Annotated in this window: 23 protein-coding genes and 1 rRNA gene; 16 read left to right on the forward strand and 8 right to left on the reverse strand. The window is 72.4% G+C overall.

Going from position 1 to position 22,913, the window contains the following annotated elements; translation table 11 throughout:
- Nucleotides 1-396 precede the first annotated feature (396 nt).
- The 4 genes from pstS to pstB all read left to right on the forward strand — a co-directional run bounded on the left by pstS (nt 397) and on the right by pstB (nt 4,655).
- Nucleotides 397-1,521 carry a phosphate ABC transporter substrate-binding protein PstS gene (gene pstS / locus HOY81_RS14100; RefSeq protein ID WP_237320692.1) on the forward strand — a complete coding sequence of 375 codons (1,125 nt, stop codon included), beginning with the start codon at nt 397-399 and terminating at the stop codon, nt 1,519-1,521.
- Nucleotides 1,522-1,678: 157 nt separating this feature from the next.
- A complete protein-coding gene (pstC, locus tag HOY81_RS14105; RefSeq protein WP_237320693.1) occupies nt 1,679-2,737 on the forward strand; it encodes a phosphate ABC transporter permease subunit PstC in 1,059 nt (352 codons plus the stop codon).
- Between the two features lie 11 nt (nt 2,738-2,748).
- Entirely contained in the window at nt 2,749-3,813 is a 1,065-nt protein-coding gene (gene pstA / locus HOY81_RS14110; protein ID WP_237320715.1) for a phosphate ABC transporter permease PstA, read from the forward strand.
- A 65-nt stretch (nt 3,814-3,878) separates the two neighbouring features.
- Nucleotides 3,879-4,655 carry a phosphate ABC transporter ATP-binding protein PstB gene (gene pstB, locus HOY81_RS14115; RefSeq protein WP_237320694.1) on the forward strand — a complete coding sequence of 259 codons (777 nt, stop codon included), beginning with the start codon at nt 3,879-3,881 and terminating at the stop codon, nt 4,653-4,655.
- A 277-nt stretch (nt 4,656-4,932) separates the two neighbouring features.
- Here the strand turns inward: pstB and HOY81_RS14120 are convergent, their stop codons facing one another.
- On the reverse strand, nt 4,933-5,925 hold the full coding sequence (locus HOY81_RS14120; protein ID WP_237320695.1) for an inorganic phosphate transporter: 993 nt from the start codon (nt 5,923-5,925) through the stop codon (nt 4,933-4,935).
- A 6-nt stretch (nt 5,926-5,931) separates the two neighbouring features.
- Nucleotides 5,932-6,552: a DUF47 domain-containing protein gene (locus HOY81_RS14125; RefSeq protein ID WP_237320696.1), complete on the reverse strand. Its 621-nt coding sequence runs from the start codon at nt 6,550-6,552 to the stop codon at nt 5,932-5,934.
- Between the two features lie 205 nt (nt 6,553-6,757).
- Here HOY81_RS14125 and HOY81_RS14130 point away from each other — a divergent pair, with 205 nt between their 5' ends.
- Entirely contained in the window at nt 6,758-7,126 is a 369-nt protein-coding gene (locus tag HOY81_RS14130; protein WP_237320697.1) for a metal-sensitive transcriptional regulator, read from the forward strand.
- Between the two features lie 198 nt (nt 7,127-7,324).
- Here the strand turns inward: HOY81_RS14130 and HOY81_RS14135 are convergent, their stop codons facing one another.
- Complete coding sequence (locus HOY81_RS14135; RefSeq protein WP_237320698.1) at nt 7,325-7,594, reverse strand: hypothetical protein; 270 nt, start codon at nt 7,592-7,594, stop codon at nt 7,325-7,327.
- 100 nt (nt 7,595-7,694) lie between these two features.
- A complete protein-coding gene (locus HOY81_RS14140) occupies nt 7,695-8,597 on the reverse strand; it encodes a hypothetical protein (RefSeq protein ID WP_237320699.1) in 903 nt (300 codons plus the stop codon).
- 208 nt (nt 8,598-8,805) lie between these two features.
- Between HOY81_RS14140 and HOY81_RS14145 the strand changes: the two genes are divergently transcribed.
- Nucleotides 8,806-9,000 carry a hypothetical protein gene (locus tag HOY81_RS14145; protein ID WP_237320700.1) on the forward strand — a complete coding sequence of 65 codons (195 nt, stop codon included), beginning with the start codon at nt 8,806-8,808 and terminating at the stop codon, nt 8,998-9,000.
- A 1-nt stretch (nt 9,001) separates the two neighbouring features.
- Here the strand turns inward: HOY81_RS14145 and HOY81_RS14150 are convergent, their stop codons facing one another.
- Together HOY81_RS14150 and HOY81_RS14155 are read right to left on the reverse strand one after the other, a co-directional pair.
- Nucleotides 9,002-9,829, reverse strand: a complete 828-nt coding sequence (locus HOY81_RS14150) for a phosphatase PAP2 family protein (protein ID WP_237320701.1) — start codon at nt 9,827-9,829, stop codon at nt 9,002-9,004.
- Nucleotides 9,830-10,093: 264 nt separating this feature from the next.
- Entirely contained in the window at nt 10,094-11,065 is a 972-nt protein-coding gene (locus HOY81_RS14155) for a bifunctional lytic transglycosylase/C40 family peptidase (RefSeq protein ID WP_308341028.1), read from the reverse strand.
- 133 nt (nt 11,066-11,198) lie between these two features.
- On the opposite strand from HOY81_RS14155, the gene HOY81_RS14160 reads away from it, so the two are divergent.
- The 5 genes from HOY81_RS14160 (at nt 11,199) to HOY81_RS14180 (ending at nt 14,683) form a co-directional block, all read left to right on the forward strand.
- Nucleotides 11,199-11,507 (forward strand): hypothetical protein, encoded by a 309-nt coding sequence (locus tag HOY81_RS14160; protein ID WP_237320716.1) that lies wholly within the window; start codon nt 11,199-11,201, stop codon nt 11,505-11,507.
- A 407-nt stretch (nt 11,508-11,914) separates the two neighbouring features.
- On the forward strand, nt 11,915-12,565 hold the full coding sequence (locus HOY81_RS14165; RefSeq protein WP_237320703.1) for an O-methyltransferase: 651 nt from the start codon (nt 11,915-11,917) through the stop codon (nt 12,563-12,565).
- A gap of 123 nt (nt 12,566-12,688) precedes the next feature.
- Nucleotides 12,689-13,558 carry a maleylpyruvate isomerase family mycothiol-dependent enzyme gene (locus HOY81_RS14170; protein ID WP_237320704.1) on the forward strand — a complete coding sequence of 290 codons (870 nt, stop codon included), beginning with the start codon at nt 12,689-12,691 and terminating at the stop codon, nt 13,556-13,558.
- A 77-nt stretch (nt 13,559-13,635) separates the two neighbouring features.
- Nucleotides 13,636-13,941, forward strand: coding sequence for a DUF397 domain-containing protein (locus HOY81_RS14175; RefSeq protein ID WP_237320705.1), 306 nt, complete (start codon nt 13,636-13,638; stop codon nt 13,939-13,941).
- A 70-nt stretch (nt 13,942-14,011) separates the two neighbouring features.
- The gene (locus HOY81_RS14180; RefSeq protein WP_237320706.1) at nt 14,012-14,683 is read left to right on the forward strand and encodes a hypothetical protein; all 672 of its coding nucleotides are present in this window, start codon (nt 14,012-14,014) and stop codon (nt 14,681-14,683) included.
- A gap of 82 nt (nt 14,684-14,765) precedes the next feature.
- On the opposite strand, the gene HOY81_RS14185 is transcribed toward HOY81_RS14180, so the two are convergent.
- On the reverse strand, nt 14,766-15,398 hold the full coding sequence (locus HOY81_RS14185) for a hypothetical protein (RefSeq protein WP_237320707.1): 633 nt from the start codon (nt 15,396-15,398) through the stop codon (nt 14,766-14,768).
- 366 nt (nt 15,399-15,764) lie between these two features.
- Between HOY81_RS14185 and HOY81_RS14190 the strand changes: the two genes are divergently transcribed.
- From HOY81_RS14190 to HOY81_RS14210, 5 genes are read left to right on the forward strand one after another with little or no spacing between them, the layout of a single operon-like run.
- Nucleotides 15,765-16,643 (forward strand): hypothetical protein, encoded by an 879-nt coding sequence (locus tag HOY81_RS14190; RefSeq protein ID WP_237320708.1) that lies wholly within the window; start codon nt 15,765-15,767, stop codon nt 16,641-16,643.
- Nucleotides 16,633-17,973: a hypothetical protein gene (locus HOY81_RS14195; RefSeq protein WP_237320709.1), complete on the forward strand. Its 1,341-nt coding sequence runs from the start codon at nt 16,633-16,635 to the stop codon at nt 17,971-17,973. The genes HOY81_RS14190 and HOY81_RS14195 overlap by 11 nt, the downstream gene beginning before the upstream one ends.
- Nucleotides 17,970-19,544, forward strand: a complete 1,575-nt coding sequence (locus tag HOY81_RS14200; RefSeq protein WP_237320710.1) for an SCO6880 family protein — start codon at nt 17,970-17,972, stop codon at nt 19,542-19,544. Before HOY81_RS14195 ends, HOY81_RS14200 begins: the two co-directional genes overlap by 4 nt.
- A 12-nt stretch (nt 19,545-19,556) precedes the next feature.
- Nucleotides 19,557-21,014: an ATP-binding protein gene (locus tag HOY81_RS14205; protein ID WP_237320711.1), complete on the forward strand. Its 1,458-nt coding sequence runs from the start codon at nt 19,557-19,559 to the stop codon at nt 21,012-21,014.
- A 2-nt stretch (nt 21,015-21,016) separates the two neighbouring features.
- Entirely contained in the window at nt 21,017-22,600 is a 1,584-nt protein-coding gene (locus HOY81_RS14210) for a type IV secretory system conjugative DNA transfer family protein (RefSeq protein ID WP_237320712.1), read from the forward strand.
- 109 nt (nt 22,601-22,709) lie between these two features.
- On the opposite strand, the gene rrf is transcribed toward HOY81_RS14210, so the two are convergent.
- A 5S ribosomal RNA gene (rrf, locus tag HOY81_RS14215) occupies nt 22,710-22,826 on the reverse strand.
- Between the last annotated feature and the right edge of the window lie 87 nt (nt 22,827-22,913).

A 22,913-nucleotide genomic window follows, 5' to 3' on the forward strand; every position in this document is an offset into this window, starting at 1 on the left:
TCGACTCCTGGTCGGCTCGCTGTTCACGACTGCCTGGGATAGTGCCACGCGCGGGCGCGGAGGAACAGACCGGCTCCGGGCCGTCGCGGCGCGTCACCGGCAGCGTGACGGAGGCGGACCGGAGGGTCACCGGTCGTCACCGGGTACCGCCGGTGCGCCGCCCAGGTCTCGGCCAGGTCACGACGGCTACCGCGTTGACGGGTGAGGTTCACTGCCAGTTCATCTTCGGCCGTCGGCGGCTTCACCTCTTCTGCCTAATTTCAGCCTTGCAACCGGCGCGCCGCGTGGACTTCGGCGGAGCGCGCGACAGAGCTGACAGAGCTGACAGAGCAGACGAAAACCTCACCTCAGCGCCTGCCGACCCGTTCGGGGGCCACAGGAAGGAACGGAACGACAGTGAAGCTTCAGCGCACCACTCGGCTTCGCGCCCTGGCCACCGGCGCCGTCGCGGTCTCCGGTGCCCTCGCCCTCACCGCCTGCGGAACGGACGACAACACCGGCGGCGGCTCCGGTGACGCGAGCAAGGCGGCCGGCAACATCACGTGCGCGGGCGAGGGCAACCTGCTCGCCTCCGGCTCCAGCGCGCAGAAGAACGCCATGGACGTCTGGGTGAAGAACTACCAGGCGGCCTGCGGCGAGACCCAGATCAACTACAAGCCCACCGGCTCCGGCGCGGGCATCCAGGAGTTCCTGCAGGGCAACACCGCCTTCGCCGGCTCCGACTCGGCCCTGGAGCCGAAGGAGGTCCAGGCCTCCAAGAAGGTCTGCGAGAGCGGGCAGGCCATCGACCTGCCGATGGTCGGCGGCACGATCGCCATGGTCTACAACGTCTCCGGCGTGGAGGACCTGGTCCTCGACCCGGCCACCGCCGCCAAGATCTTCGACTCGAAGATCACCAAGTGGGACGACCCGGCGATCAAGAAGCTGAACCCGGACGCCGACCTGCCCTCCACCCGGATCCAGGCCTTCCACCGCTCGGACGACTCCGGCACCACCGACAACTTCACCAAGTACCTGAACGCCGCCGCCCCGGACGCCTGGCCGTACGAGCCGGCGAAGAAGTGGGCCGGCAAGGGCGGCCAGTCCGCGGACGGCTCCTCCGGCATCGCCACCAACGTGAAGCAGAACGACGGCGCCATCGGCTACGTCGACCTCTCCTACGCCACCGGCAACGACCTGGACACGGTCAAGCTCGACACCGGTGTGGGCGAGCCCGTGGAGGCCGGCACCGAGAACGCCACCAAGGCGCTCGGCGAGGCCAAGATCGTCGGCGAGGGCAAGGACCTGGCCCTCGAGCTGAACTACACGCCCAAGATCGAGGGCGCGTACCCGATGAACCTGGTCACCTACGAGATCGTCTGCGACAAGGGCAACAAGCAGGACACCCTCAAGGCCATGAAGTCCTTCCTGTCCTACACGGCCAGCGAGGACGGCCAGGCGGCCCTCAGCGAGATCGACTACACCCCGATGCCCGACGACATCATCACCAAGGTCCGGGAGACCGTCGACGGCCTGTCCTGACCCGGTGACGAGGGGCTCGGCAGCCCCGACACGACAGCAGAAGAGCGTGCCTCCCGCGGCCCCGCGCCGCGGGGGCACGCACCCACCATCCGGTGCACCGCCGCCCGGGGGCCCGCCCGCAGCAGGACGCGGGCTCCCTTCCAGACCGGAGAACCCCATGCCTACTGACTCCACTCCCACCCGCACGCCGGGAGAGCCGTCCGCCCCGGAGACGCTGCGGGCCGGCACGACCGGCACCACGGCGCCCGGCGAAGCCACGTCCGGCGAGGCCGCGTCCGGCAAAGCAAAGACACGCCCCGGCGACCGCATCTTCAGCGGTCTCTCCCGCGGTGCCGGGATCACCCTGCTGGCCATCATGGCCTCCATCGCGGTCTTCCTGAGCTGGCAGGCCAGCACCGCGCTGGCCGAGAACGAGGGCAACTTCCTCACCACGTTCGAATGGAACGTCAACGCGGACCCGCCGGTCTTCGGCATCGCGGTCCTCGCCTACGGCACCCTCGTCAGCTCCGTGATCGCCATGGTGCTCGCGGTGCCCGTGGCCGTCGGCATCGCCCTCTTCATCTCGCACTACGCCCCGCGCAAGCTCGCCTCGCCGCTGGCGTACATCATCGACCTGCTCGCCGCCGTGCCGTCCATCGTCTACGGCCTGTGGGGCGCCCTCTTCCTGGTGCCGCACCTGACCGGCCTCTACGAGTGGCTCGACGACTACTTCGGCTGGACCGGCATCTTCGAGTACAACGGCGGCGCCGCGCGCTCGCTGTTCACCGCCGGCATCCTGCTGGCCATCATGATCCTGCCGATCGTGACCAACGTCTCCCGCGAGGTCTTCCGGCAGTCGCCCAAGATGCAGGAGGAGGCCGCGCTGGCCCTGGGCGCCACCCGCTGGGAGGTCATCCGGATGTCGGTGCTGCCCTTCGGGCGCTCCGGCGTGATCAGCGCCTCGATGCTCGGCCTCGGGCGTGCGCTCGGCGAGACGATGGCGGTGGCCACGGTGCTCTCGCCGAGCTTCGTCATCAACGCCAGCCTGCTGAACCCGGGCGGCGGCACCTTCGCCCAGAACATCGCCTCCTCGTTCAAGGAGGCCTCCCCGGGCGGCATCGGACGGGAGGCGCTGATCGCCTCCGGCCTGGTGCTCTTCGTCATCACGCTGCTGGTGAACGGCCTCGCCCGGCTGATCATCGCTCGCCGCAAGGAGTACTCGGGGGCCAACGCATGACCGACGTGACGATGCACAAGACCCCCGTGGACGAGTCCCCACTCCCGCACGACACCCTGCACCACCCCCGGCTGCCCCGCTGGGCGCCCTTCGCGCTGGCCCTGCTCTCCGCCGGGCTCGGCTGCGGCATCGGGCTGCTCGCCGGGCTGGCGAGCCGCATCCAGTGGGGCCTGATCGCCGCGCTCCTCTACGTGCTGGTCACCTACGTGCTCACCACGGCCGTGGAGGGCAAGCGGCAGGCCAAGGACCGGCTGGCCACCAGCGTGGTATGGGTCTGCTTCCTGATCGCCGTGGTCCCGCTGGCCTCCCTGATCTGGGAGACCCTGGCGCGCGGCATCGGGGTGCTGGACGGCTACTTCCTCACCCACTCCATGCAGGGCGTCATCACCCTGCGGCCGGGCGGCGGCGCGTACCACGCGCTGATCGGCACCCTGGAGCAGATCGGCCTGGCGACCGTGATGGCCGCGCCGATCGGGCTGCTCACCGCGATCTACCTCGTCGAGTACGGCCGGGGCAAGCTGGCCAAGGCCGTCACCTTCTTCGTCGACGTCATGACGGGCATCCCGTCGATCGTCGCCGGCCTCTTCATCCTGTCCTTCTGGATCCTGATCCTCGACTTCGGCTACTCCGGCTTCGCCGGCGCGCTGGCGCTGGCCATCCTGATGGTGCCGATCGTGGTCCGGTCCACCGAGGAGATGCTCAAGCTCGTGCCGAACGAGCTCCGCGAGGCCTCCCTCGCCCTGGGCGTACCGAAGTGGCTGACGATCCTCAAGGTCGTCATCCCCACCGCGATCGGCGGCATCACCACGGGCATCATGCTCGCGGTCGCCCGCATCGCCGGTGAGACGGCACCGATCCTGCTGCTGGTCTTCGGCTCCCCGTCGATCAACAACAACCCCTTCGACGGGGCGCAGTCCTCGCTGCCGTACTACGTCTACGAGCAGTGGGCCCTCGGGAACGAGGCCTCCTACGACCGCGCCTGGGCGGCCGCGCTGCTGCTCATCGCGATCGTGATGGCCCTCAACCTGGTGGCCCGCGCCGTCGCCCGCTGGAAGGCGCCGAAGACCGGCCACTGACGGCCCCGCCCGGACCCGAAGACCTCCCGGGGCATGCCCCCGGACCCCGAAGAGAGTGATGGAACATGGCCAAGCGCATCGACGTCAGCGGCCTCACCGCGTACTACGGCTCGCACCGTGCCATCGACGACATCTCGATGAGCGTCGAGCCCCGCTCCGTGACCGCCTTCATCGGCCCCTCCGGCTGCGGCAAGTCCACCTTCCTCCGCACCCTGAACCGGATGCACGAGGTCACCCCCGGCGGCCGCGTCGAGGGCAAGGTGATGCTGGACAACGAGGACCTGTACGGGCCCAGCGTGGACCCGGTGTCCGTGCGGCGGACCATCGGCATGGTCTTCCAGCGGCCCAACCCCTTCCCGACGATGTCGATCTACGACAACGTCGCGGCCGGGCTCAAGCTGAACGGCCGGTACAAGAAGTCCGAGCTGGACACCGTGGTGGAGAAGTCCCTCCAGGGCGCCAACCTCTGGAACGAGGTCAAGGACCGGCTGAACAAGCCCGGCTCCGGCCTCTCCGGCGGTCAGCAGCAGCGGCTGTGCATCGCCCGCGCCATCGCGGTCGAGCCGCAGGTGCTGCTCATGGACGAGCCCTGCTCGGCGCTGGACCCGATCTCCACGCTGGCGATCGAGGACCTCATCGCGGACCTCAAGTCGACCTACACGATCGTCATCGTGACGCACAACATGCAGCAGGCCGCCCGGGTCTCGGACCGCACCGCGTTCTTCAACCTGGCGGCGGTCGGCGAGCCGGGCAGGCTCGTCGAGATCGACGACACCGAGCGGATCTTCTCCAACCCGTCGGTGCAGGCGACCGAGGACTACATCTCGGGCCGCTTCGGCTGACGGCGGACTCCGCCGCCCCCACCTCCCGGCGGCCCGTGCTCATGGGGCCCGGGCCGCCGGTGAGCCGCCTCGCGGTGCTGCATGGCGGTGCCACCGCAGGGCGACCGGCCCGTCCCCGGCTCCCGGGGACGGGCCCTCCGCATGGCCCGTACGGGACGGGACGGTGGCCCGGCGAGCGGGCTCCGGAGTGGCTGCGGTGTGTCCGGTGTGCGGCTCTCTCGGGATACGGCTCACTCGGGCGCGCCCGTTCACGGGCACAGCACGTTCGGGGCGCGGCTCAGGAGAGCAGCACGACCAGCCCGTAGCAGAGCCCGGCGACCGCCGCCGCGGCGGGCATGGTGATGAACCACCCGAGCACGATGTTCTTCGCGACGCCCCAGCGCACCGCCGAGACCCGTTTCGTCGCCCCCACGCCCATGATCGCGGAGGTGATCACATGGGTGGTGGAGATCGGCGCGTTGAAGAGGAACGAGGCGGTGTACATCACGGAGGCCGCCGTGGTCTCGGCGGCGAAGCCCTGCGGCGGGTCCAGCTCGATGATGCGCCGGCCCAGCGTCCGCATGATCCGCCAGCCGCCGGCGTAGGTGCCCAGCGACAGCATGCCGGCACTGGCGATCTTGACCCAGAGCGGGATCTCGTTGCTCTCCTGCACGTCCGCGATGGTCAACGCCATCACCACGACGCCCATGGTCTTCTGCGCGTCCTGGAGACCGTGACCCAGCGCCATGCCGGCCGCGGAGACCGTCTGCGCTATCCGGAAGCCCCGCTTCGCGCGGCCGGGGTTGGCCCGTCGGAAGAGCCACATGATCGCCGCCATCACCAGATAGCCGAGGCCCATCCCGACCAGCGGGGACAGGAACATCGGCACGACGATCTTCTCCAGCACCCCGGACCAGAAGACGGTGATGCCCCCGGCCAGCGCCGCGCCCACCAGGCCGCCGAAGAGGGCGTGGCTGGAGGAGGACGGCAGCCCGAAGTACCAGGTGACGAGGTTCCAGACGATCGCGCCCACCAGTCCGGCGAAGAGGATCGCCATGCCGCCGTCCCCGGCGGGTGTCTCGATCACGCCCTCGCTCACCGTCTTGGCCACACCGCTGCCCAGGAAGGCGCCCGCGAGGTTCATCACCGCGGCCATGACCAGCGCCGCCCGCGGGGTCAGGGCGCGGGTGGAGACGGAGGTGGCGATCGCGTTCGCCGAGTCGTGGAAGCCGTTGGTGTAGGTGAAGAAGAGCGCGACGCCGATGGTCACGACCAGCGCGAACGTGTCCACGGGCGGTCAGGACTCCTTGACCGCGATCGTCTCGACGGTGTTGGCGACGTGCTCGAAGGCGTCGGCCGCCTCCTCCAGGACGTCCACGACCTGCTTGAGCTTCATCACCTCGATGGCGTCGTACTTGCCGTTGAAGAGGTGCGCCAGCAGCCTGCGGTGGATCTGGTCCGACTGGTTCTCCAGGCGGTTGACCTCGATCCAGTACTCGGTGAGGTTGTCCATGGTGCGCAGGTGCGGCATGGCCTCGGCGGTCAGCTCCGCGGCCCGCGCCAGCACCTCGATCTGCTGCTCGACGCCCTTCGGCAGCTCCTCGATCTGGTAGAGGACGACCAGGTCGACGGCCTCCTCCATGAAGTCCATGATGTCGTCGAGGGAGGACGCCAGCTTGTAGATGTCCTCGCGGTCGAAGGGCGTGATGAAGGAGGAGTTGAGCTGATGGAAGATCGCGTGCGTCGCGTCGTCCCCGGCGTGCTCCGCCGCCCGCATCCGTTCCGCGATCTCGGTGCGTGCGGAGGCATCCGCCCCGAGCAGTTCCATGAGGAGCTTGGAGCCCGTGACGATGTTGTCCGCGGAGGCGGCGAACATGTCGTAGAAGCTCGTCTCCCTGGGGGTCAGACGAAAGCGCACAAGGGATCCTCGGGGTGAAAGGTCGGGGACTGAACGATGCTAGGCGCATCATCCGGCCACGGCGAAGCGGCGTCCACCAGTGTCACCCATCGGACTCGCGCCTCGGCAGATGCCTCCGGAAATTCCGCGACCCCATACCCACTAGGGGTATACTTGTGCCTACATCGCACAGAGTGTCCCCTCCGACCCGCACCGGGAGGACCCCATGACCACGGCCGAGAGCACCGCCGCCGGCACCTCCGAGGCCGGAGCGGACGCGGCCGAAACCTGCTCCGCGCACGCCGCCACCGGCGAGCACGGCTACACCAAGGAGAAGGAGGCCCACCTGAAGCGGCTGCGCCGGATCGAGGGACAGATCCGCGGGCTGCAGCGGATGGTCGACGAGGACGTCTACTGCATCGACATCCTCACCCAGGTCTCCGCCTCCACCAAGGCCCTGCAGTCCTTCGCGCTGCAACTCCTGGAGGAGCATCTGCGCCACTGTGTGGCGCACGCGGCCCAGGAGGGCGGAGCCGAGATGGACGCCAAGGTGGCGGAGGCCACCGCGGCCATCGCCCGGCTGCTGCGCACGTAGCGGCATCGCCCACGCGTCCGGGCTCCGCGCGGGGAGCCGGACTGCCACAGTCCTCGCCCGGCGCGGGAGCCGGACTGCCACAGTCCCGCCCGGCAGCGCCGCGTACGTGTCCTCAGGTGCGCGGCAGCGCGAGCCACTCCTCCCAGGTGAGGTCGCGGCCCGGGTAACGGGGCTGCCGGAAGGGCCAGTCGGCGGCGCTCAGCACCTGCCGCGGGCGGGGTCGTACCGATGCCGCGGTGACGGCGGTGCGGATTCCGCTTCCGCCTCCCGCTCCGGCTCCATCACCCGGAGCACCTCGTCGATACGGGCCGGGCTCAGCCGCTCCTCACCGGCCTCGGCCGCCGCCGAGGCGGCGATCATCAACTCGCCGCACAGCTCTATCTCGGCCAGCGCCACGTGGTCGTGGACCAGTGAGCCCCGCGGCCCGCGGGAACCGCCGGGCGCAGGCCCGGAGACGGATACTGGCACACACACCACCTCCTCGTGCTCCGAGAGCGGAACACCCGGATTCCCAGAGTAGGGAGGAGCCCACCCAGCGCGCATGGCCCTTCCGAACCATTTCCCGGTCCTACCGCGCCGGCGGCCCCGAGGGCTCCGGCGGCTGCGGCGGGGAGGCGATGGTCCCGGTGTAGATGTCCTCCGGATCCGGCAGCTCGACGCGGACCGGCACCCCGAAGTCGTACAGCGTGGTCGTCGACGTCACCGCCGCGGCTCCCCGGCGCACCGGGCCGGGGCCCGGCGAGGTGTCCTCCGCCGCCACGAACCGGTACCGCACCTTCCGCAGCCGTCCCTGCACGTCGAAGTAGGCGTCGAAGACCACGTCCCCCACGGAGAAGCCCTCCGCCGCCGCGGCCAGCTCGTCGCGGGAGCCCTCCGAGGCGGCCCGCGCGGCGGCGGCCAGGTCCGCGGTCCCCCTGAAGTGCCGTACGCGCACGCCCTCGATCCGCTTCCGTCCCTCGTAGGAGACCGTACGCGCGCCGCGCAGCAGCTCGGCGGCGCGCAGCGGATCGGTGGCGCCGCTGCTGACCAGGTTGCCGTCCGGCAGCCGGCCGGTGTCCATGCGTACCCACTTGCCCGCGGGCACGCCCGCGCCGCGGTTCTTGAGGTAGAGGGCGTTCGGGGTGATCAGCTCGGTGATCGGGTCACCGGGGGGCGCGCCAGGGGCCTCCCGGGGCAGTGTGACGCGGAGCGTGCCGCGCTGCCGGGCGTAGTCGAAGGCGCCCCGGCCGTGCACGGTGACCCGCGTGCCCCCGCTGGCCGTACGGACCGCGGTGCGGGTGCGTGAGGAGCCGGCCCGGGCCAGCACGTCCGCCGCCTCCCGCACCGTCGTCAGTGCGCCGGAGGACGGCCCGCCGTCGGCCACGGCGCCGCGTTCGGCACAGCCGGACACCGTCCCGGCCAGCGCGGTCTGCACCGCCGCGACCGCGGCGCACAGGGCCGTCCTCCCTCGCCCGCGCCGTCGCGCCTTCATCTGCAGACCCCCCGGCTGGCCGGTCCTGGGAACAGTTCTGCTTCCGCTAACGAGGGGTCTCGGCGACCGTCACGCCGCGCGCGCGGGATGCCCCCCGGGGGGTGCCGCCCGGGACACGAGGCCGCTCCGGGTACCGCCACCGGGTGAGCCGGCCGCCGCGAGGTGGACGGGGGCTCACCCGGCGGGCGGACGCCGCTAGCGTGGTCGCGTGCGCGACGAGGACGACGGCAGCAATGTCAGCGGCGGGACGGCCGCCCCCGCCACCGAGGAGGAGGCGCATCTGCTGTCCACCGTCGAGCGGGGCGCGTTCGCGCACGCCTCGTGCAGTTGCGGGTGGCGCGGGCCCGCGCGCCGGGCGCGCGACCGCGCCCGCGCCGACGGCGCCGCACACCTCCCGGAGTAGCTCAGGCGGCCAGGTCGCGGGCCCGCCCCCGGCCGGGGCCGCGGTCCGGGTCCGGATCGTGCTCGGGACCGGTGGCGTACGACGGCTCCGTGGCCTTCCGCGCCCGGTCCGCCCGGGCCCGCGTACCGGCGGCGTCCGTCCCGGCGTCCTGCGCGCCGCCCCCGTCCGTACCGCCGGCGGCGGCCCCGCGGCGCGGTGCGACGCCTCCGGGCGGGCCCGCCCAGACGAGCGCGCCGGCCCGCGGCGAGCTCGCGACGGACTGCGCGAGCGGGGTCAGCAGCCAGAGCGCCACCGGCGCCAGCAGCAGGGCGACGGCCGTGCCCAGGGCGATCCCGCCGAGCACGTCCGTCGGGTAGTGCACACCCATGTACACGCGGCAGAAGCCCTCGAGCGCGGCGAGGGCGATGCCGATCAGGCCGAAGCGGCGGTTCACGATGAAGAGGCCGACCGCGAGCGCCATGGCGAGCGCCGCATGGTCGCTGACGAAGGAGTAGTCGCGCTTGCCGTCGACGAGCACCTCGAGGCCCGTGTGGTCCACGAAGGGCCGGGGTCTCTCCACCAGCCCGCGAACGGGGATGTTGACCAGCACCGCGACCCCCGCGGCCAGCGGGGCCCAGAGCAGTCCGGCGAAGCCGGCCGCCGCAGCCTCCCGGGTCCGGCTGCGGCGCCGCACGGACCACCAGGCCCAGCAGCCGAGCAGCGCCAGCGCGAGGAGAATGCCGTACTCCCCGACGTACTCCATGACGCGATCCGCCCAGCCGGGGGCGTCCCTGGCCAGGCCGTTGATGTCGTAGAGCAGGTCGACGTCGGGGTTGTCCCATCCGGCCATCGGTACGGCCCCTTCACTCGGTCGGTCGAACTGCGTGCCGCCCCGTAACCCCGTGTCCCCGTGCTCGCATGGTCCTGATAGCGGAATGCCCGTTCCGCACCACACAACGCGCGGTGCTCCCTCTCGCGTTCCTCCCTCCACCGAAAGATCACCACGACGTTATCGAAGGGTGACCGGAAGACGCAGCTCAGGGCCTATGCCTTACGCAGCGTCACCCTGTCGGACGGGAATCCCGGGACGCCTCCGCGCGCCGTTGCGCGGTGCTCAGCCGGCGGTGGGGCGGGTGGCGCCGAAGTAGTCCGGCGTGTCCACCGGATCGAAGCGGATCTTCGCCCCGGTGTACGGCGCGTCGATCATGTAGCCCCCGCCGACGTAGATCCCCACGTGGTGGATGGAACGCGGGTCGGAGAGATCGTACGCGAAGAACACCAGGTCTCCGGGGAGGAGTTCGTCACGATCCGGATGCGGGCCGGCCGTCCACTGATCGTTGGCGACCCGGGGCAGCTCGATCCCCACGGAGGCGTACGCGGCCTTGGTCAGGCCGGAGCAGTCGAACCGCCCGCCGTCCTCGGGGGTGCCGTCGCCGCCCCAGAGGTACGGCGTGCCCAGCTTCTGCTGCGCGTAGTGGATCGCCCCCGCGGCCTGCCGCGAGGGGTCCACGCGGTTCTGCGGGGCGGCGAAGCTCTGCTCCAGCTTGCGGATGGTGGCGACGTAGTTCTGCGTCTCGCGGTAGGGCGGTATGCCACCGTACTGGATCACCCGGTACGCGCCCGCGTTGTACGCCGCCAGCATGTTGTCCGTACGGTCGCCGGGCACGTCGGCGACATAGTCGGCCAGCTTGCAGTCGTAGGTGGCGGCGGAGGGGATGGCGTCCTGCGGGTCCCACACGTCGCGGTCGCCGTCGCCGTCGCCGTCGATGCCGTGCGTCGCCCACGTACCGGGGATGAACTGCGCGATGCCCTGCGCCTGCGCGCTGCTCTGCGCGTTCTCCCGCCAGCCGCTCTCCTGGTAGAGCTGCGCGGCCAGCAGGGCGGGGCTGATCTCCGGGCAGAGCCGCCCCCAGGTGTCGACGAGCTGACGGTACGCCGCCGGAACGGCGCCCTTCGCCAGGCCCGCCGCCTGGTGCACGCCGCCGCGCAGTCCGGCGGCCGCAGTGAACGTGCCGACGACGAGTAACGCCATGAACCCGGCGAACACGCCGGTACCCGCTGCGAGACCCCACCACGCTTTCCGCACCCCCCAACCATCCATGGCGGCACCGGAATGCCACAAGTCGGCGGTAGAGTCATGAGGAGCACGGTCTCCTCCGTGCCGGGCCCGGGCGCCACCCGGACCGACCAACCTCGCGAGCGGGGCGGTGAGTTACGACATGTTCCTGGCAGCCGAAAAGGGTGACATCACCACCATCATCGGTGGAATCGCCCCGGACTGGGGCCCGTTCGGCAGCCTCGGCCACGAGGCCCGGGTGATGATCGAGGTGGTGATGGCCGTCGCCATCCTCCTCTGCCTGGGCATCGCCGTCTGGGGTGCCGCCAAACAGCGCATCGGCGCCACGGCCCTGCGCGACACCTTCAGCGCCGAGCAGGGCAAGGGGCTGATCGTCGCAGGTCTGACGGGCGTCTTCATCATCGGTTCCCTGGGCACCCTCTTCACGATCGTCTACGGCATGGCCGTCTGACGACCGGACGAACCCTCACCGGACACGCCGTCACCGGGCGGCGCCGGGTGACGGTTCCGGGCTGTCCGGCCTCCCGGCCCGTCCGGCACCCCGGCCCGGCGAACGGCCGCGGAACCGGCAGCGGACTGCGGCCGGGCGGCGCGCACCGCCGCAGAGGGAACCGGCGACCGCGACGACACCCTTCGCGCCGCCCGCGACAGGCGGACCGCCCGGCGCACGGACGGCGCAGCGAGGCACGCCGCCGGGCCGGCGCCCGCCGGACCACCTGCCCGGGCGGCACAGCGCCACGCACGCCGCCAGGCGGCGGCTTCGGACACGACGGGCTCGGCGCGGCGCGCTCCGCGCCGCCGCCCGGCCCCGGGGCGCCGCCCGGCCGCCGGGCGCCCCGGCCGCGTACGCTCCCGCTCATGAGCCTCGACATCGTCAACCCCGCCCTGGACGCGTACCTCAGCTCCCACTGCACCCCCGCCGACGCCCTGCTGCGCGAGCTCGCGGAGGAGACCCAGCGGGTCGCCCCCGGCACCACCATGCAGATCTCCCAGGACGAAGGCGTGTTCCTGTCCCTGCTGGTCCGGCTCACCGGTGCCCGGCAGGCCGTCGAGGTCGGCACCTTCACCGGCTACTCCGCACTGTGCATCGCCCGCGCACTCCCCGCCGGCGGGCGGCTGCTCGCCTGTGACGTGAGCGAGGAGTGGACGGCGATCGCCCGCCGCTACTGGGAGCGTGCCGGGGTCTCGGACCGGATCGACCTGCGCATCGCGCCCGCGCTGGAGACCCTGCGCGCCCTGCCGGCCGAGGAGACCGTGGACTTCGCCTTCATCGACGCCGACAAGACCGGCTACCCGGAGTACTACGAGGAGCTGGTCACCCGGCTGCGGCCGGGCGGGGTGCTCGCCCTGGACAACACCCTCCAGGCCGGGCGCGTCGTCGATCCCGCGGACGACGACCCGAGCGTGGTGGCGATCCGCCGGGTCAACGACGCCGTCGTCGCCGACGCGCGGGTGGAGTCGGTGCTGCTGCCCGTGCGGGACGGCGTCACGGTGATCCGGAAGCGTTAGGCACGGCACCGTACGGACAGTGCGGGCTGCGCGACGGCCGTACGGACGGTGCCGGCGGCGCGGGCTGCGCGTCCGGTGGAAATGCGGATGCCCGGGGCACGGCCGGCGCCTAGGGTGCGCGCCATGCAGACCCACGAGCACGCCTCCGAGGGCCCCGCGAGCCCGGCGCCCCGCCTCGCCCATGAGCGCTACTGCGCCGAGATCACCGAGCAGACCCGGCTGTTCCGGCAGGCCCTGGCCGGCACCGACCCGGACGTACGGGTGCCGACGTGCCCGGACTGGACGCTGCGGGAGCTCGCGGTGCATCTGGGCGGGGCACACCGCTGGGTGCACGAGATCGTCCGTACCCGGGCCCGGGAGGAGGTGCCGGCGGAGTCGGTGCCGGGCTTCGCGGGACCCGCCCCGGGCCCGGACGGCACGCTCCCCGGTACGGCGGCCCTGGACGCCTGGCTCGCCGAGGGCGCCGGGCTGCTGACGGAGGCGCTTCACCTGACCGGGCCCGGTGAGCCGGTCTGGAGCTGGTCCGCGGCGCGGCAGCACACCGGCTTCTGGGCCCGCAGGATGGCGCACGAGACGGTGATCCACCGCGCCGACGTCTGCGCGGCGTCGGGACGTGACTACACCGTCGCGCCCGAGGTGGCCGCGGACTGCGTGGAGGAGTGGCTGGAGATCCTCGCGAGCCCGGAGGTGAGGGCCTACGACCCGGAGCTCCGGGAACTCGGCGAGCGGGCCGGGGAGACCCTCCACCTGCACGCCACGGACGCCGGAGGCGCAGGAGGGCCGGAGGCCGAGTGGCTGATCGAGCTCGGCGCCGGCGGGGAGATCCGCTGGAGCCGTGCCCATGCCAAGGCCACCGTGGCCCTGCGCGGCCCCCTCACGGAGGTGCTGCGCGTCTTCTACCGCCGTCTGCCGCCGGACCACGAGAGTGTGGAGGTGCTGGGGGACGCGGGACTCCTGGACTTCTGGCTGCGGCGGGCCAGTTTCGGCGGCTGACCACGCCGGGGCCCGGAGACGGGCCCGGGGCCCGGAGAGAAGGGTCCCGCGCCCGGAGACGGCCCTAGGCTGGGCCCATGACCGACTGGGACGCCCTCGACTGGGTCCGGGCCACCGACGACCCCGACCCCGAGGCCGAGTGCATCGAGATCGCCGAGGGCGAGGGCGACCTCGTCCATCTCCGGCAGAACACCGACCCGGCGAACGTCGTCACCACCACCCGGGCCAAGTGGGACGCGTTCGTGCTGGGGGTGCGGAACAACGAGTTCGACCACTTCGTGGAGGACGTCCCGGCCCCCGGTGCCGTCCCGGGAGAGGTTCCGGGCCGCACCCCCGTACGCGATCCCGGCGGGCCCGCGGCGGAACCTCCGGCTCCGCTCTGAGTACCCTGCGACGAGCGCTTGAGTACCCGCGCCCAGTACGCCCGAAGCCGCTGTTCGTAGGCTGCATGCCATGAGCGACACTCCGAGAGCCGCTGACACCCCCTCCGACGGTGCGGGTGGGTGGGCGGGCGCCGCTGCCCCGGCCGGACCCGGCGGGCCGGGCGACGGCGGCGGACATCTCGTCGGGCACATCGCCCTCGCCCTGGGCTCGGTGTTCCTCGCACTGGCCGCGGTGGTCTTCTACGCGGTGCACGACCTGGAGGAGGAGACGGACGCCGTGGAGGGCGTACGCCTCGATCACTCCCGCGGTGACGTTCTCGACCCGCTGCTCGGCCCCGGCACCGCCCGCTACGAGGACGGCGTCGAGGTCACGGTGACCGAGCCGCGCCCCGCCCGCGACCGTACGGGCGACGGCGGACCCGGGCCCGACACCCGCACCTTCGCCTTCTCGGTGACCTACGCCAACCGCAGCGACGCCCCGCTCTCCTTCGCCTTCGCCGCCCCGATGGAGGCCTGGGCGGGCGGCGTCGACCGGCAGGGCGACGAGTCGGCCGCGGCCGCGGTCGACCACGTCAACGACGAGGACGCCGCGCGCCGCCTCCCCGAGAACCTCGCCCCGGGCCGGAGCCTCACCATTCCGTTGCGCTACCGGGTCGCCGCGGACGTGCAGCAGCTGACCTTCATGTACGGGGCGGGCGACCTGCGCGAGGACGCCTACTGGGAGCTCTCGCTGCCCCTCTGACCGGCCCGCGGCGGTGCGGGGCGGTGCCGCGGGGCACCTGCCGGGCGCGGTTCCCGGCGGGGGCCGGAAGCGGCGCCCCCGGTCAGTAGCCGCCGGTGTCACCGCCCGTGTCACCGTTCCCGCCGGTGTCACCGCCGGTGCCGCCGTCCCCCTCCTGCCGGTCGCCCTCGGTCACCCGCTCTCCGGAGGCGTTCACCACCCACCACTCGGCGCCGAACTGGTTGAACCCCTGGCCGGTGGCGTCGCCGGGTTCGTCGTCGCTCACGAAGTAGTAGAGCGGGTGCCCGCCGTACGTCACCTGCTGCGTGCCGCCCCGGCGCTCCGTGGTGCCGAGCAGGTCCTTCCGGACGCCCTCCCCGGTCACCTGCGGCTGCCCGTCGGTGGTCAGCGGCGGCCAGGCCTCGGCGCAGGCGTCGTAGCAGGTGGACTCGGCCGACGTGTCCTTGGCGAAGAGATAGAGGGTCCGCCCCTCCTCGTCGGTCAGGATCCGGCCCAGCTCACCGACCGGACGGAGCTGCACCGTGGCCGCCTCCGTCGGCGAACCGGTGGGCCCCGGGGAGGTCTCGCCGGGCGAGGCCGTACCGGTCTCCGCGGTGCGGGTCGGGGACGGTGAGGCCCCGCCGTCGCCCCCCTCGTCGCCGTCGCCGCAGCCGGTGAGCACCGCGAGCAGCGCCGCCGTGACCGTGGCCACAGCGGCCGCGCTTCTGCTTCCCATGGGAACTCCTTCCACGTCGCGGCGTACGCCCGCCGCCGGTACACCTCCTCCGACTGTTGCCGCCGCGTGCAGCCCCCGTCGGCAGGCGGGCCGGATGCCGGAGCCGGTCGACCCGTTCGGCCTATGCCGCGGCCCGGGGGTGCCCGGGCGGCCGTAGGGCGAGCGCCGGGGCGCCGGACCGCGCGAGCCGGGGGCGGCGTGCGCGTGTGCGCCCTTGACGCACACTTCCCGGTCCGTTCATCACACGAGTTGTCCCGCTCTGTGGAAACGGAGGACCCACACGACCCGTGACCCCGCTAACGTCGTGTGAGGAGACAATGCACTGACGGCGGTTGACCGGAAGAAGGCTGAGGGGGCGCGCCCGGCATGAGCATCGGCGGCGACGAGTACGACGAGCGGGGTCGTACGGGCGGGACGGACCCGTCCCTGCGGCGTGGCTCGGCCCGCCTGGCGACCCGCACCCGGCTGCCGGGGGAGGACGGCGACGTCTACGGCGTCGGCAGACGATCCGCCGGCCGGCCCGGCCGCAGCCTGCTGATGGTGATGTCCGTCGTGGTGCTGCTCATCGCCGCCATCGCCTTCGCCAACCGCGGCGGCGGCACGGACGACGACGGCGGCGACGGGACGGGCGAGGGCCCCGCGGCCGACGCCCGCCCCACGGCACCCAGCGGCGAGCGGCCCGCCGGAGGTGAGGACGGCGTCACGGGCATCCCCACGGGTTACGCCCACACCGAGCAGGGCGCGCAGAGCGCCGCGGCCAACTACGCGGTCGCCCTCGGCGGGGACCAGATGTTCCGCACGGAGAGCCGGCACGCCATCGTCGACGCCGTCTACACCCCCCAGGCCGCGCCCGGGGTGAAGCAGCGTCAGGACGAGGCGTACACCCCAGGTTTCCTGCGCCGTCTCGGCCTGGAGGAGAACGGCGCGGCCCCCGACGGGCAGACCTTCGTGTCCCGCGCCATCCCGGTGGGTACGGAGCTCCGCGAGTACAGCGCGGAGGAGGCCACCGTCGCCGTCTGGTACACGGGCCTGATCGGCATGGCAGGAGAGGGCTCACAGAACCCGGTGCGCACCACGTGGCAGACCTGGACCTTCCAGCTCGACTGGACGGGCTCCGACTGGAAGATCGCCGAGGCGAGCCAGCAGGAAGGCCCGGCACCGGTCCCCGGGGACGTCCCCGCGGCCGGCGCCGAGGAGATCAGCAAGGCGGTCCAGGAATACGGAGGCTTCACCTATGCCCGGTAGTCGCCGTCGCGCGCTCTCGCTCACCACCGCACTGCTCGCCCTCCACGCCGCGCTCACCGGCTTCGCCACCCGCAGCGCGGCGGCGCCCACCGAGCCGGACCCGGACGTCGAATGCGAGGACCTCTACGGCCCCGCCCGGGACCACTGCACCGGGGACGCGGGCGACGACTCCCGGCGCGGCGCGGACGTCCAGGACCCGACCGGCGTCCTGGACCCGCTCTCCTCGCTCGCCAAGGGCTGCGCGGAGGCCGCCTCCTGGACGATCCGGAAGCTCTCCCAGCTCGTCAACGAGACGACCCGGGTGGACTTCACCAACGAGGCGTTCCTCCGGCAGTACGCCGTCGTCTTCGCCGCCTCCACCATCCTCACCCTGGTGCTCTGGCTGCTCGCCGTGGCCAAGCGCGCCGTCCGCGGCGTGCCGTTCGTCGAGGCGATCACCGAGGCGGTCGGCTTCCTCTGGCTGGTCGTCCTCGCCTCCGCCTTCACCCCGCTGATCCTCTACACCGTGGTCACCGCGACCGACGCGGTCACCGAAGCCGTCTCCAGCGGCTCCCGCAGCGACACCGACGCCTTCTTCGGCACCTTCGCCGAGGCCCTGGAGAAGGGCGAGGGCATCGGCGGCGGCCCGATCATGCTGATCGTGGTGTCGCTCATCTCGATCGTCGCCGCCAGCGTGCTCTACCTCGAGCTCGTGGTGCGGGCCGCCCTGCTGTACGTCGGAGCGCTGCTCGGCACCGCCGTCTACGCCGGACTGGTCGACAAGAACCTGTGGGGCCATGTGCGCCGCTGGGCGGGCATCATGATCGCGGTCATCCTGGTCAAACCGGTCATCATGATCGTGCTGACCCTCGCCGGGGCCCTCGCGGCGGACGACGGCCCGGACGCCTTCTCGGCGATCGTCTCCGGGCTGGCCATCATCCTGCTCGCCATCTTCGCCTCGGCGATGATCTACCGCTTCGTGCCCGGTTTCGGGGACGACATCGTCCAGCACCGCAACGCCAGCCAGGACGCCGCCTCCCGCACCGCCGTGGCCGCCGTGGCCTCACCCGCGAGCCTGCTCCGGCAGGGCATCACCACGCACGGCGCCCGCGGCGGCGGGACCGCCGCCCAGTCCGCGAGCGGGGACGGCGGCGCCGCCTCGCGCCCCGCCAACCCGGCCTCGGGCGGCGTGGCCGCCCACAGCACCCGCGGTGGCGGAGAAGGCGGCGGCAGTCCGGCGCCCGCCGCCCCGCCGGCACCGCGGGAATCCACCGACACGCCGCACCGGGACCGCCCCGCGCACTCCCGCACGCCGCACAGCAGCCGCACCTCCGGAGGTGATCGCGGGTGACCACCCCGTCCCACACCGCCTCACACGCCGCCGCCCCCCGCCGCACGTACCTGATCGGCCGGGCCCGCCCCAACGCGATCGTGGGCAAGAACCGCGAGACGGGCGAGATCGCGCTGATCGTCGTCGGCGCCTTCCTGGGCATGATGAGCGGGCTGCTGATCCCCGTGCTCTCCGTGCGCATCCCCGCGCTGGTCGGCTTCCCGATGATCGCCCTCGCCGCGGTCTACGTCCCCTACCGCGGACGGACGTTCTACCGCTGGTTCGAGATCGACCGCTCGTACCGCAGGCTGGTGCGCCAGGGCGGGACGTACCGCTCCGCCGCCCCCGAGGCCGGCACCCGGCTGGACGGCCGCGAGGTGGAGATCGGCCCGCCGCCCGGCGTGGGGCGCATCACCTGGCTCTCCGCGCCCTTCGGCCCCGACGAGCTCGCCGTACTGCTCCACGCCGACCGGCGCACGGTCACCGCCGCCATCGAGATCGAGGGCCCCGGTGTCGGACTGCGCGACAGCGAGGACCAGGAGGCCCTGGTCGACCGCTTCGGCACGCTCCTCAAGCACGTCGCCAACGGCGACGGCTTCGTGACCCGGCTGCAGATGCTCGCCCGCACCCTGCCCGCCGACCCGGACGCGCACGCCAAGGACGTCGCGGTGCGCGGCGACGCACGTGCGGCCCCCTGGCTCCAGGAGTCGTACGAGCAACTGCAGTCCATGGTCTCCACCTCCAGCGAGCAGCACCGCGCGTACCTCGTCGCCTGCATGCACCACGGCCGTGAGCTGGCGGCCGAGAGCGCCGCCATCGCCCGTGCCTCCCGCGCCTCCGCGGGCGGCGTCCGCGACCGCCGGATGACCAAGGACGAGGGCCTCGCCGTGATCATGGCCCGCGAACTGACCGACATCTGCGCCCGCCTGGCCGAGGCGGACATCCGGGTGCGTCAGCCCCTCGGACAGGCCCGCCTGGCCTCCCTGATCCACTCCATGTACGACCCCGACCACCCCATCGACCACATCCAGGCCATGACCCGGCGGAACGCCTGGCCGGCCGAGCTGGACGCCAGGGAACCGACGTACGTGCAGGCGAAGACCCGGGAGTCGGCCACCCGCGCCCCCTGGTGCCACGCCACAGCCTGGGTGAAGGAGTGGCCGATGACCCCCGTCGGGGTGAACTTCCTGGCGCCCCTGCTGGTCCACACTCCTGACGTGATCCGCACGGTGGCCGTGGTGATGGACCTGGAGCCCACCGAGCTGGCCATCGAGCGGATGCTCACGGAGAAGACCAACGACGCGGCGGAGGCCAGCCGCGCCGCCAAGATGAACCGCACCGTGGACCCGCGCGATCTCGCCGCCCAGGGCCGCGTCGACCAGCGCGGCGAGGATCTGGCGAGCGGCGCGGCCGGGGTGAACCTCGTCGGCTATCTCACGGTCTCCTCCCGCTCCCCCGAGGCCCTCACCCGGGACCGGCGCACCATCCGGGCCTCGGCCGGCAAGTCCTACCTGAAGCTGGAGTGGTGCGACCGCGAACACCACCGCGCGTTCGTCAACACCCTGCCGTTCGCGACCGGCATCCGGCGCTGAGAGGACCTTCCCGTGGCCGCACTGGACCCCCTGAACGCCCTCACCGAGGCCTTCACCAGCTTCCTCTTCGGCAGGACGGAGACCACCCGGCTGCCCGTCCGCACCTCCACCGGCCAGGCCCAGGCCGTCTACCTGCCCACCGCGGCGCCGGGTCTCGGCGACTCCGGCGTGATCATCGGCCGCGAGGTCTACAGCGGCAAGGGCTACATCTACGACCCGTTCCAGCTGTACGGGCAGCAACTCCCCGCCCCGCACTGGCTGGTCCTCGGCGAGTCCGGCAACGGCAAGTCCGCGCTGGAGAAGACGTACGTGCTCCGGCAGCTCCGCTTCCGCGACCGGCAGGTCGTGGTGCTCGACGCGCAGGGCGAGGACGGCGTCGGCGAATGGAACCTCATCGCCGAGGAGATGGGCATCACCCCGATCCGGCTCGACCCCACCGCCGCACTCGACCAGGGCATCCGGCTCAATCCGCTGGACCCGTCCATCACCACCACCGGCCAGCTCGCCCTGCTGCGCACCATCATCGAGGTCGCCATGGGCCACGGACTGGACGAACGGGCTGGTTTCGCCCTGAAGGTGGCGCACTCCTATGTGAACTCCACCATCGCCGACCGGCAGCCCGTCCTGACCGACATCGTGGAGCAGCTCCGTCACCCCGAGCAGGAGTCGGCGACGGCGATGAACGTCGACCTGGAAGACGTGCGCGCCTGGGGCCTCGACGTCGCCCTGGTGCTGGACCGGCTGGTCGACGGCGATCTGCGCGGCATGTTCGACGGCCCCACCACGGTCGGGATCGACCTGGAGGCGCCACTGATCGTCTTCGACCTCTCCCACATCGACCGCAACTCCATCGCCATGCCCATCCTCATGGCGATCGTCGGCGTCTGGCTGGAGCACACCTGGATCCGCCCGGACCGCCGCAAGCGGATCTTCCTTGTCGAGGAGGCCTGGCACATCATCAACAGCCCGTTCGTGGCGCAGCTCTTCCAGCGGCTGCTCAAGTTCGGTCGCCGGCTCGGCCTCTCCTTCGTCGCCGTCGTCCACCACCTGTCGGACGTGGTGGACGGCGCCGCGGCCCGGGAGGCCGCCGCGATCCTCAAGATGGCCTCCACCCGGACGATATACGCGCAGAAGGCGGACGAGGCCCGGGCCACCGGAAAGGTGCTGGGCCTCCCCCGGTGGGCCGTGGAGATCATTCCCACTCTCTCCCCAGGCATCGCCGTCTGGGACGTCAACGGCAACGTCCAGGTGGTCAAGCACCTGGTGACCGAGGCCGAACGCCCGCTGGTCTTCACCGACCGGGCGATGACGGAGTCCTCGGCATCCCACTCGACCAGCGAACAGCTCGAGGCACAGCTCGAAGCGGAGGCGGAGGCACGCGCGATGGCGATGGAAGGGGCACCCTACGGCCGTGGCGGACCCGGCTCACCACCGGGCTCGGCCCCCGGTTCGGCGTCCACGGTGGCCTGACCGTGGCGGCGTACGGACCGAAGCACAGACCCGGGGGCGGCACCACGCCGAGCGCCCACGAGGGCCGCGGCCCGGCGCCGGGGAGCCGCGGCATCCCCGACGGCCTGCTGGTCGGCGTCCTCAGCTTCCTGCTGGGCCTCACGGCCCTCATCTGGACGGCGACCGGCCTCTCCGCACTGCTGGCGCACGGTTCCTGGCCGGACGGTCTCCGCTTCACCCGCACCCCGCTGGCGATACGCGCGCTGGCCACTCAGCCGGACGACCTCGCGGCAGCGTGGCCTGGCACGCCCCCTCCGCAGCTCTCCGGCTACGGGCTCTTCTGGGGCCTCTTCATCAGCCAGCTCATGGTGCTGACGGTCCTCACGGTGTTCGTGCTGGGCACCGTGACCCGCTGGCGCGCCGTCCGAGCGGCGCGCCGGATGCGCGCCGGCACGACGCCGCAGGCTCCGGCGGCGCCGCAACCCGCCCCGGACGGCCCCGCCCGCCAGGAGCCTGCTCCCGCGGCGGAGCCCGGCCCCGCTCCCGCCGCCCCGGAGGCCCTGCCGGCACAGCGGGAGCACCGGGCCGCACCACCGCCCCCGGAGCCCACGCCCCGGGAACACCGGGCGCTACTCGGCGCCGAACACGGCGCGGTACCCCGCACCTCCACGCTGCACTACACGTCCCGGGGTGACACCGACGGCGCTGAGGCGCTCGTACGAGCCGTCGAGGACGCCGAGGGTGCGCTCCTGGTCGTGACGGCCGACCCCGCACTCCACGCCGGAACGGCCGGCGCGCGCGCCAAGCTGGGTCCGGTCCATGTGTACGACCCGGGCCAGCGCACCGACGCGCCGTCCCGGCTGCGTTGGGACCCGCAGCGGGGGTGTGGCGACATGGACACGGCCCGGCTCCGCGCGGCGGCCCTGCTGGCCCCCGTCCGCAGCCCGGCCCGCACCGACTCGGCCGTGCACGACGCTGCCGAGACCCTGCTGCGGTGCTGGTTGCACGCCGCCGCCCTCGCCGGCGAACAGTTCCGCCAGGTCCACCGCTGGGCCCAGAGCGGTTCCTCCAAGGACGCCGTACGCGTCCTTCGCACGGACGCCGCTGCCGCCGCCGGAGCGGCCGGGGAGCTGGAGGCAGTCCTGACGGCCTACCCGGAGCGGCGTGAGGCGGCGACGGAGGTGATCCGGCGGGCGCTCCGCTCCATGACACAACTCCACATCCGGAACGCCTGCGCCGCCGCGCGAGCCGACCGCCTGGCGCAGGAATCCTTCGTCACCGAAGGGGGAACGCTCTATGTGGTGGGCGAGCCCGTCGAAGACCCGCACCGAGGGGATCCAGCCGCAATGCCCCTGGTCACGGCGCTCACCTCAGCCGTGGTCGAGCACGGCCGCCGCATGGCCGCAGGGTCATCCGCCGGCCGGCTCGACCCACCACTCACCGTGGTGCTGGACCAGCCCGCCACGGTCGCTCCGCTTCCCGAACTCCCCGCCCTGCTGGCCGACGGGGAAGCGGCCGGGCTCCTCACGATCGCCGTTCTCCGCTCCCCGGAGCAGACCCGTCGCTGGTGGCCGGAGCTCACTCACCGCACGGGCCATCTCGCCTGACCCCCGAGGGAACCCCGAGAACCTCCCCGGAGCACCCCTCGGAGAAAACCCCCCGGAAACGCAGAAAGGCCCCGCCGGCATCACACCGGCGGGGCCTTCCCCACGAATTGTTCGGCGGCGTCCTACTCTCCCACACACTCCCGCATGCAGTACCATCGGCGCAATGAGGCTTAGCTTCCGGGTTCGGAAAGTAACCGGGCGTTTCCCCCACGCTATAACCACCGAAACACTATGAAACACACAAACCAGCCATACTGGTTGCTGTCTCAGAAACCACACAGTGAACGCGAGCACCTACGGACAAGCCCTCGGC

It is taken from the genome of Streptomyces sp. JJ36 (assembly GCF_021696945.1).
In the GTDB taxonomy this organism is placed as follows: Bacteria; Actinomycetota; Actinomycetes; order Streptomycetales; family Streptomycetaceae; genus Streptomyces.

Bases quoted from the DNA above. Each gene is read 5' to 3' on its own strand.
- HOY81_RS14140 (WP_237320699.1), bottom strand. From the start codon at position 8,597: ATGAAGGCGCGACGGCGCGGGCGAGGGAGGACGGCCCTGTGCGCCGCG.
- HOY81_RS14195 (WP_237320709.1), top strand. From the start codon at position 16,633: ATGCCCGGTAGTCGCCGTCGCGCGCTCTCGCTCACCACCGCACTGCTC.
- HOY81_RS14165 (WP_237320703.1), top strand. From the start codon at position 11,915: ATGAGCCTCGACATCGTCAACCCCGCCCTGGACGCGTACCTCAGCTCC.
- pstB (WP_237320694.1), top strand. From the start codon at position 3,879: ATGGCCAAGCGCATCGACGTCAGCGGCCTCACCGCGTACTACGGCTCG.
- HOY81_RS14175 (WP_237320705.1), top strand. From the start codon at position 13,636: ATGACCGACTGGGACGCCCTCGACTGGGTCCGGGCCACCGACGACCCC.
- HOY81_RS14170 (WP_237320704.1), top strand. From the start codon at position 12,689: ATGCAGACCCACGAGCACGCCTCCGAGGGCCCCGCGAGCCCGGCGCCC.
- HOY81_RS14185 (WP_237320707.1), bottom strand. From the start codon at position 15,398: ATGGGAAGCAGAAGCGCGGCCGCTGTGGCCACGGTCACGGCGGCGCTG.
- HOY81_RS14130 (WP_237320697.1), top strand. From the start codon at position 6,758: ATGACCACGGCCGAGAGCACCGCCGCCGGCACCTCCGAGGCCGGAGCG.
- HOY81_RS14150 (WP_237320701.1), bottom strand. From the start codon at position 9,829: ATGGCCGGATGGGACAACCCCGACGTCGACCTGCTCTACGACATCAAC.
- HOY81_RS14160 (WP_237320716.1), top strand. From the start codon at position 11,199: ATGTTCCTGGCAGCCGAAAAGGGTGACATCACCACCATCATCGGTGGA.
- HOY81_RS14190 (WP_237320708.1), top strand. From the start codon at position 15,765: ATGAGCATCGGCGGCGACGAGTACGACGAGCGGGGTCGTACGGGCGGG.
- pstA (WP_237320715.1), top strand. From the start codon at position 2,749: ATGCACAAGACCCCCGTGGACGAGTCCCCACTCCCGCACGACACCCTG.
- pstC (WP_237320693.1), top strand. From the start codon at position 1,679: ATGCCTACTGACTCCACTCCCACCCGCACGCCGGGAGAGCCGTCCGCC.
- HOY81_RS14180 (WP_237320706.1), top strand. From the start codon at position 14,012: ATGAGCGACACTCCGAGAGCCGCTGACACCCCCTCCGACGGTGCGGGT.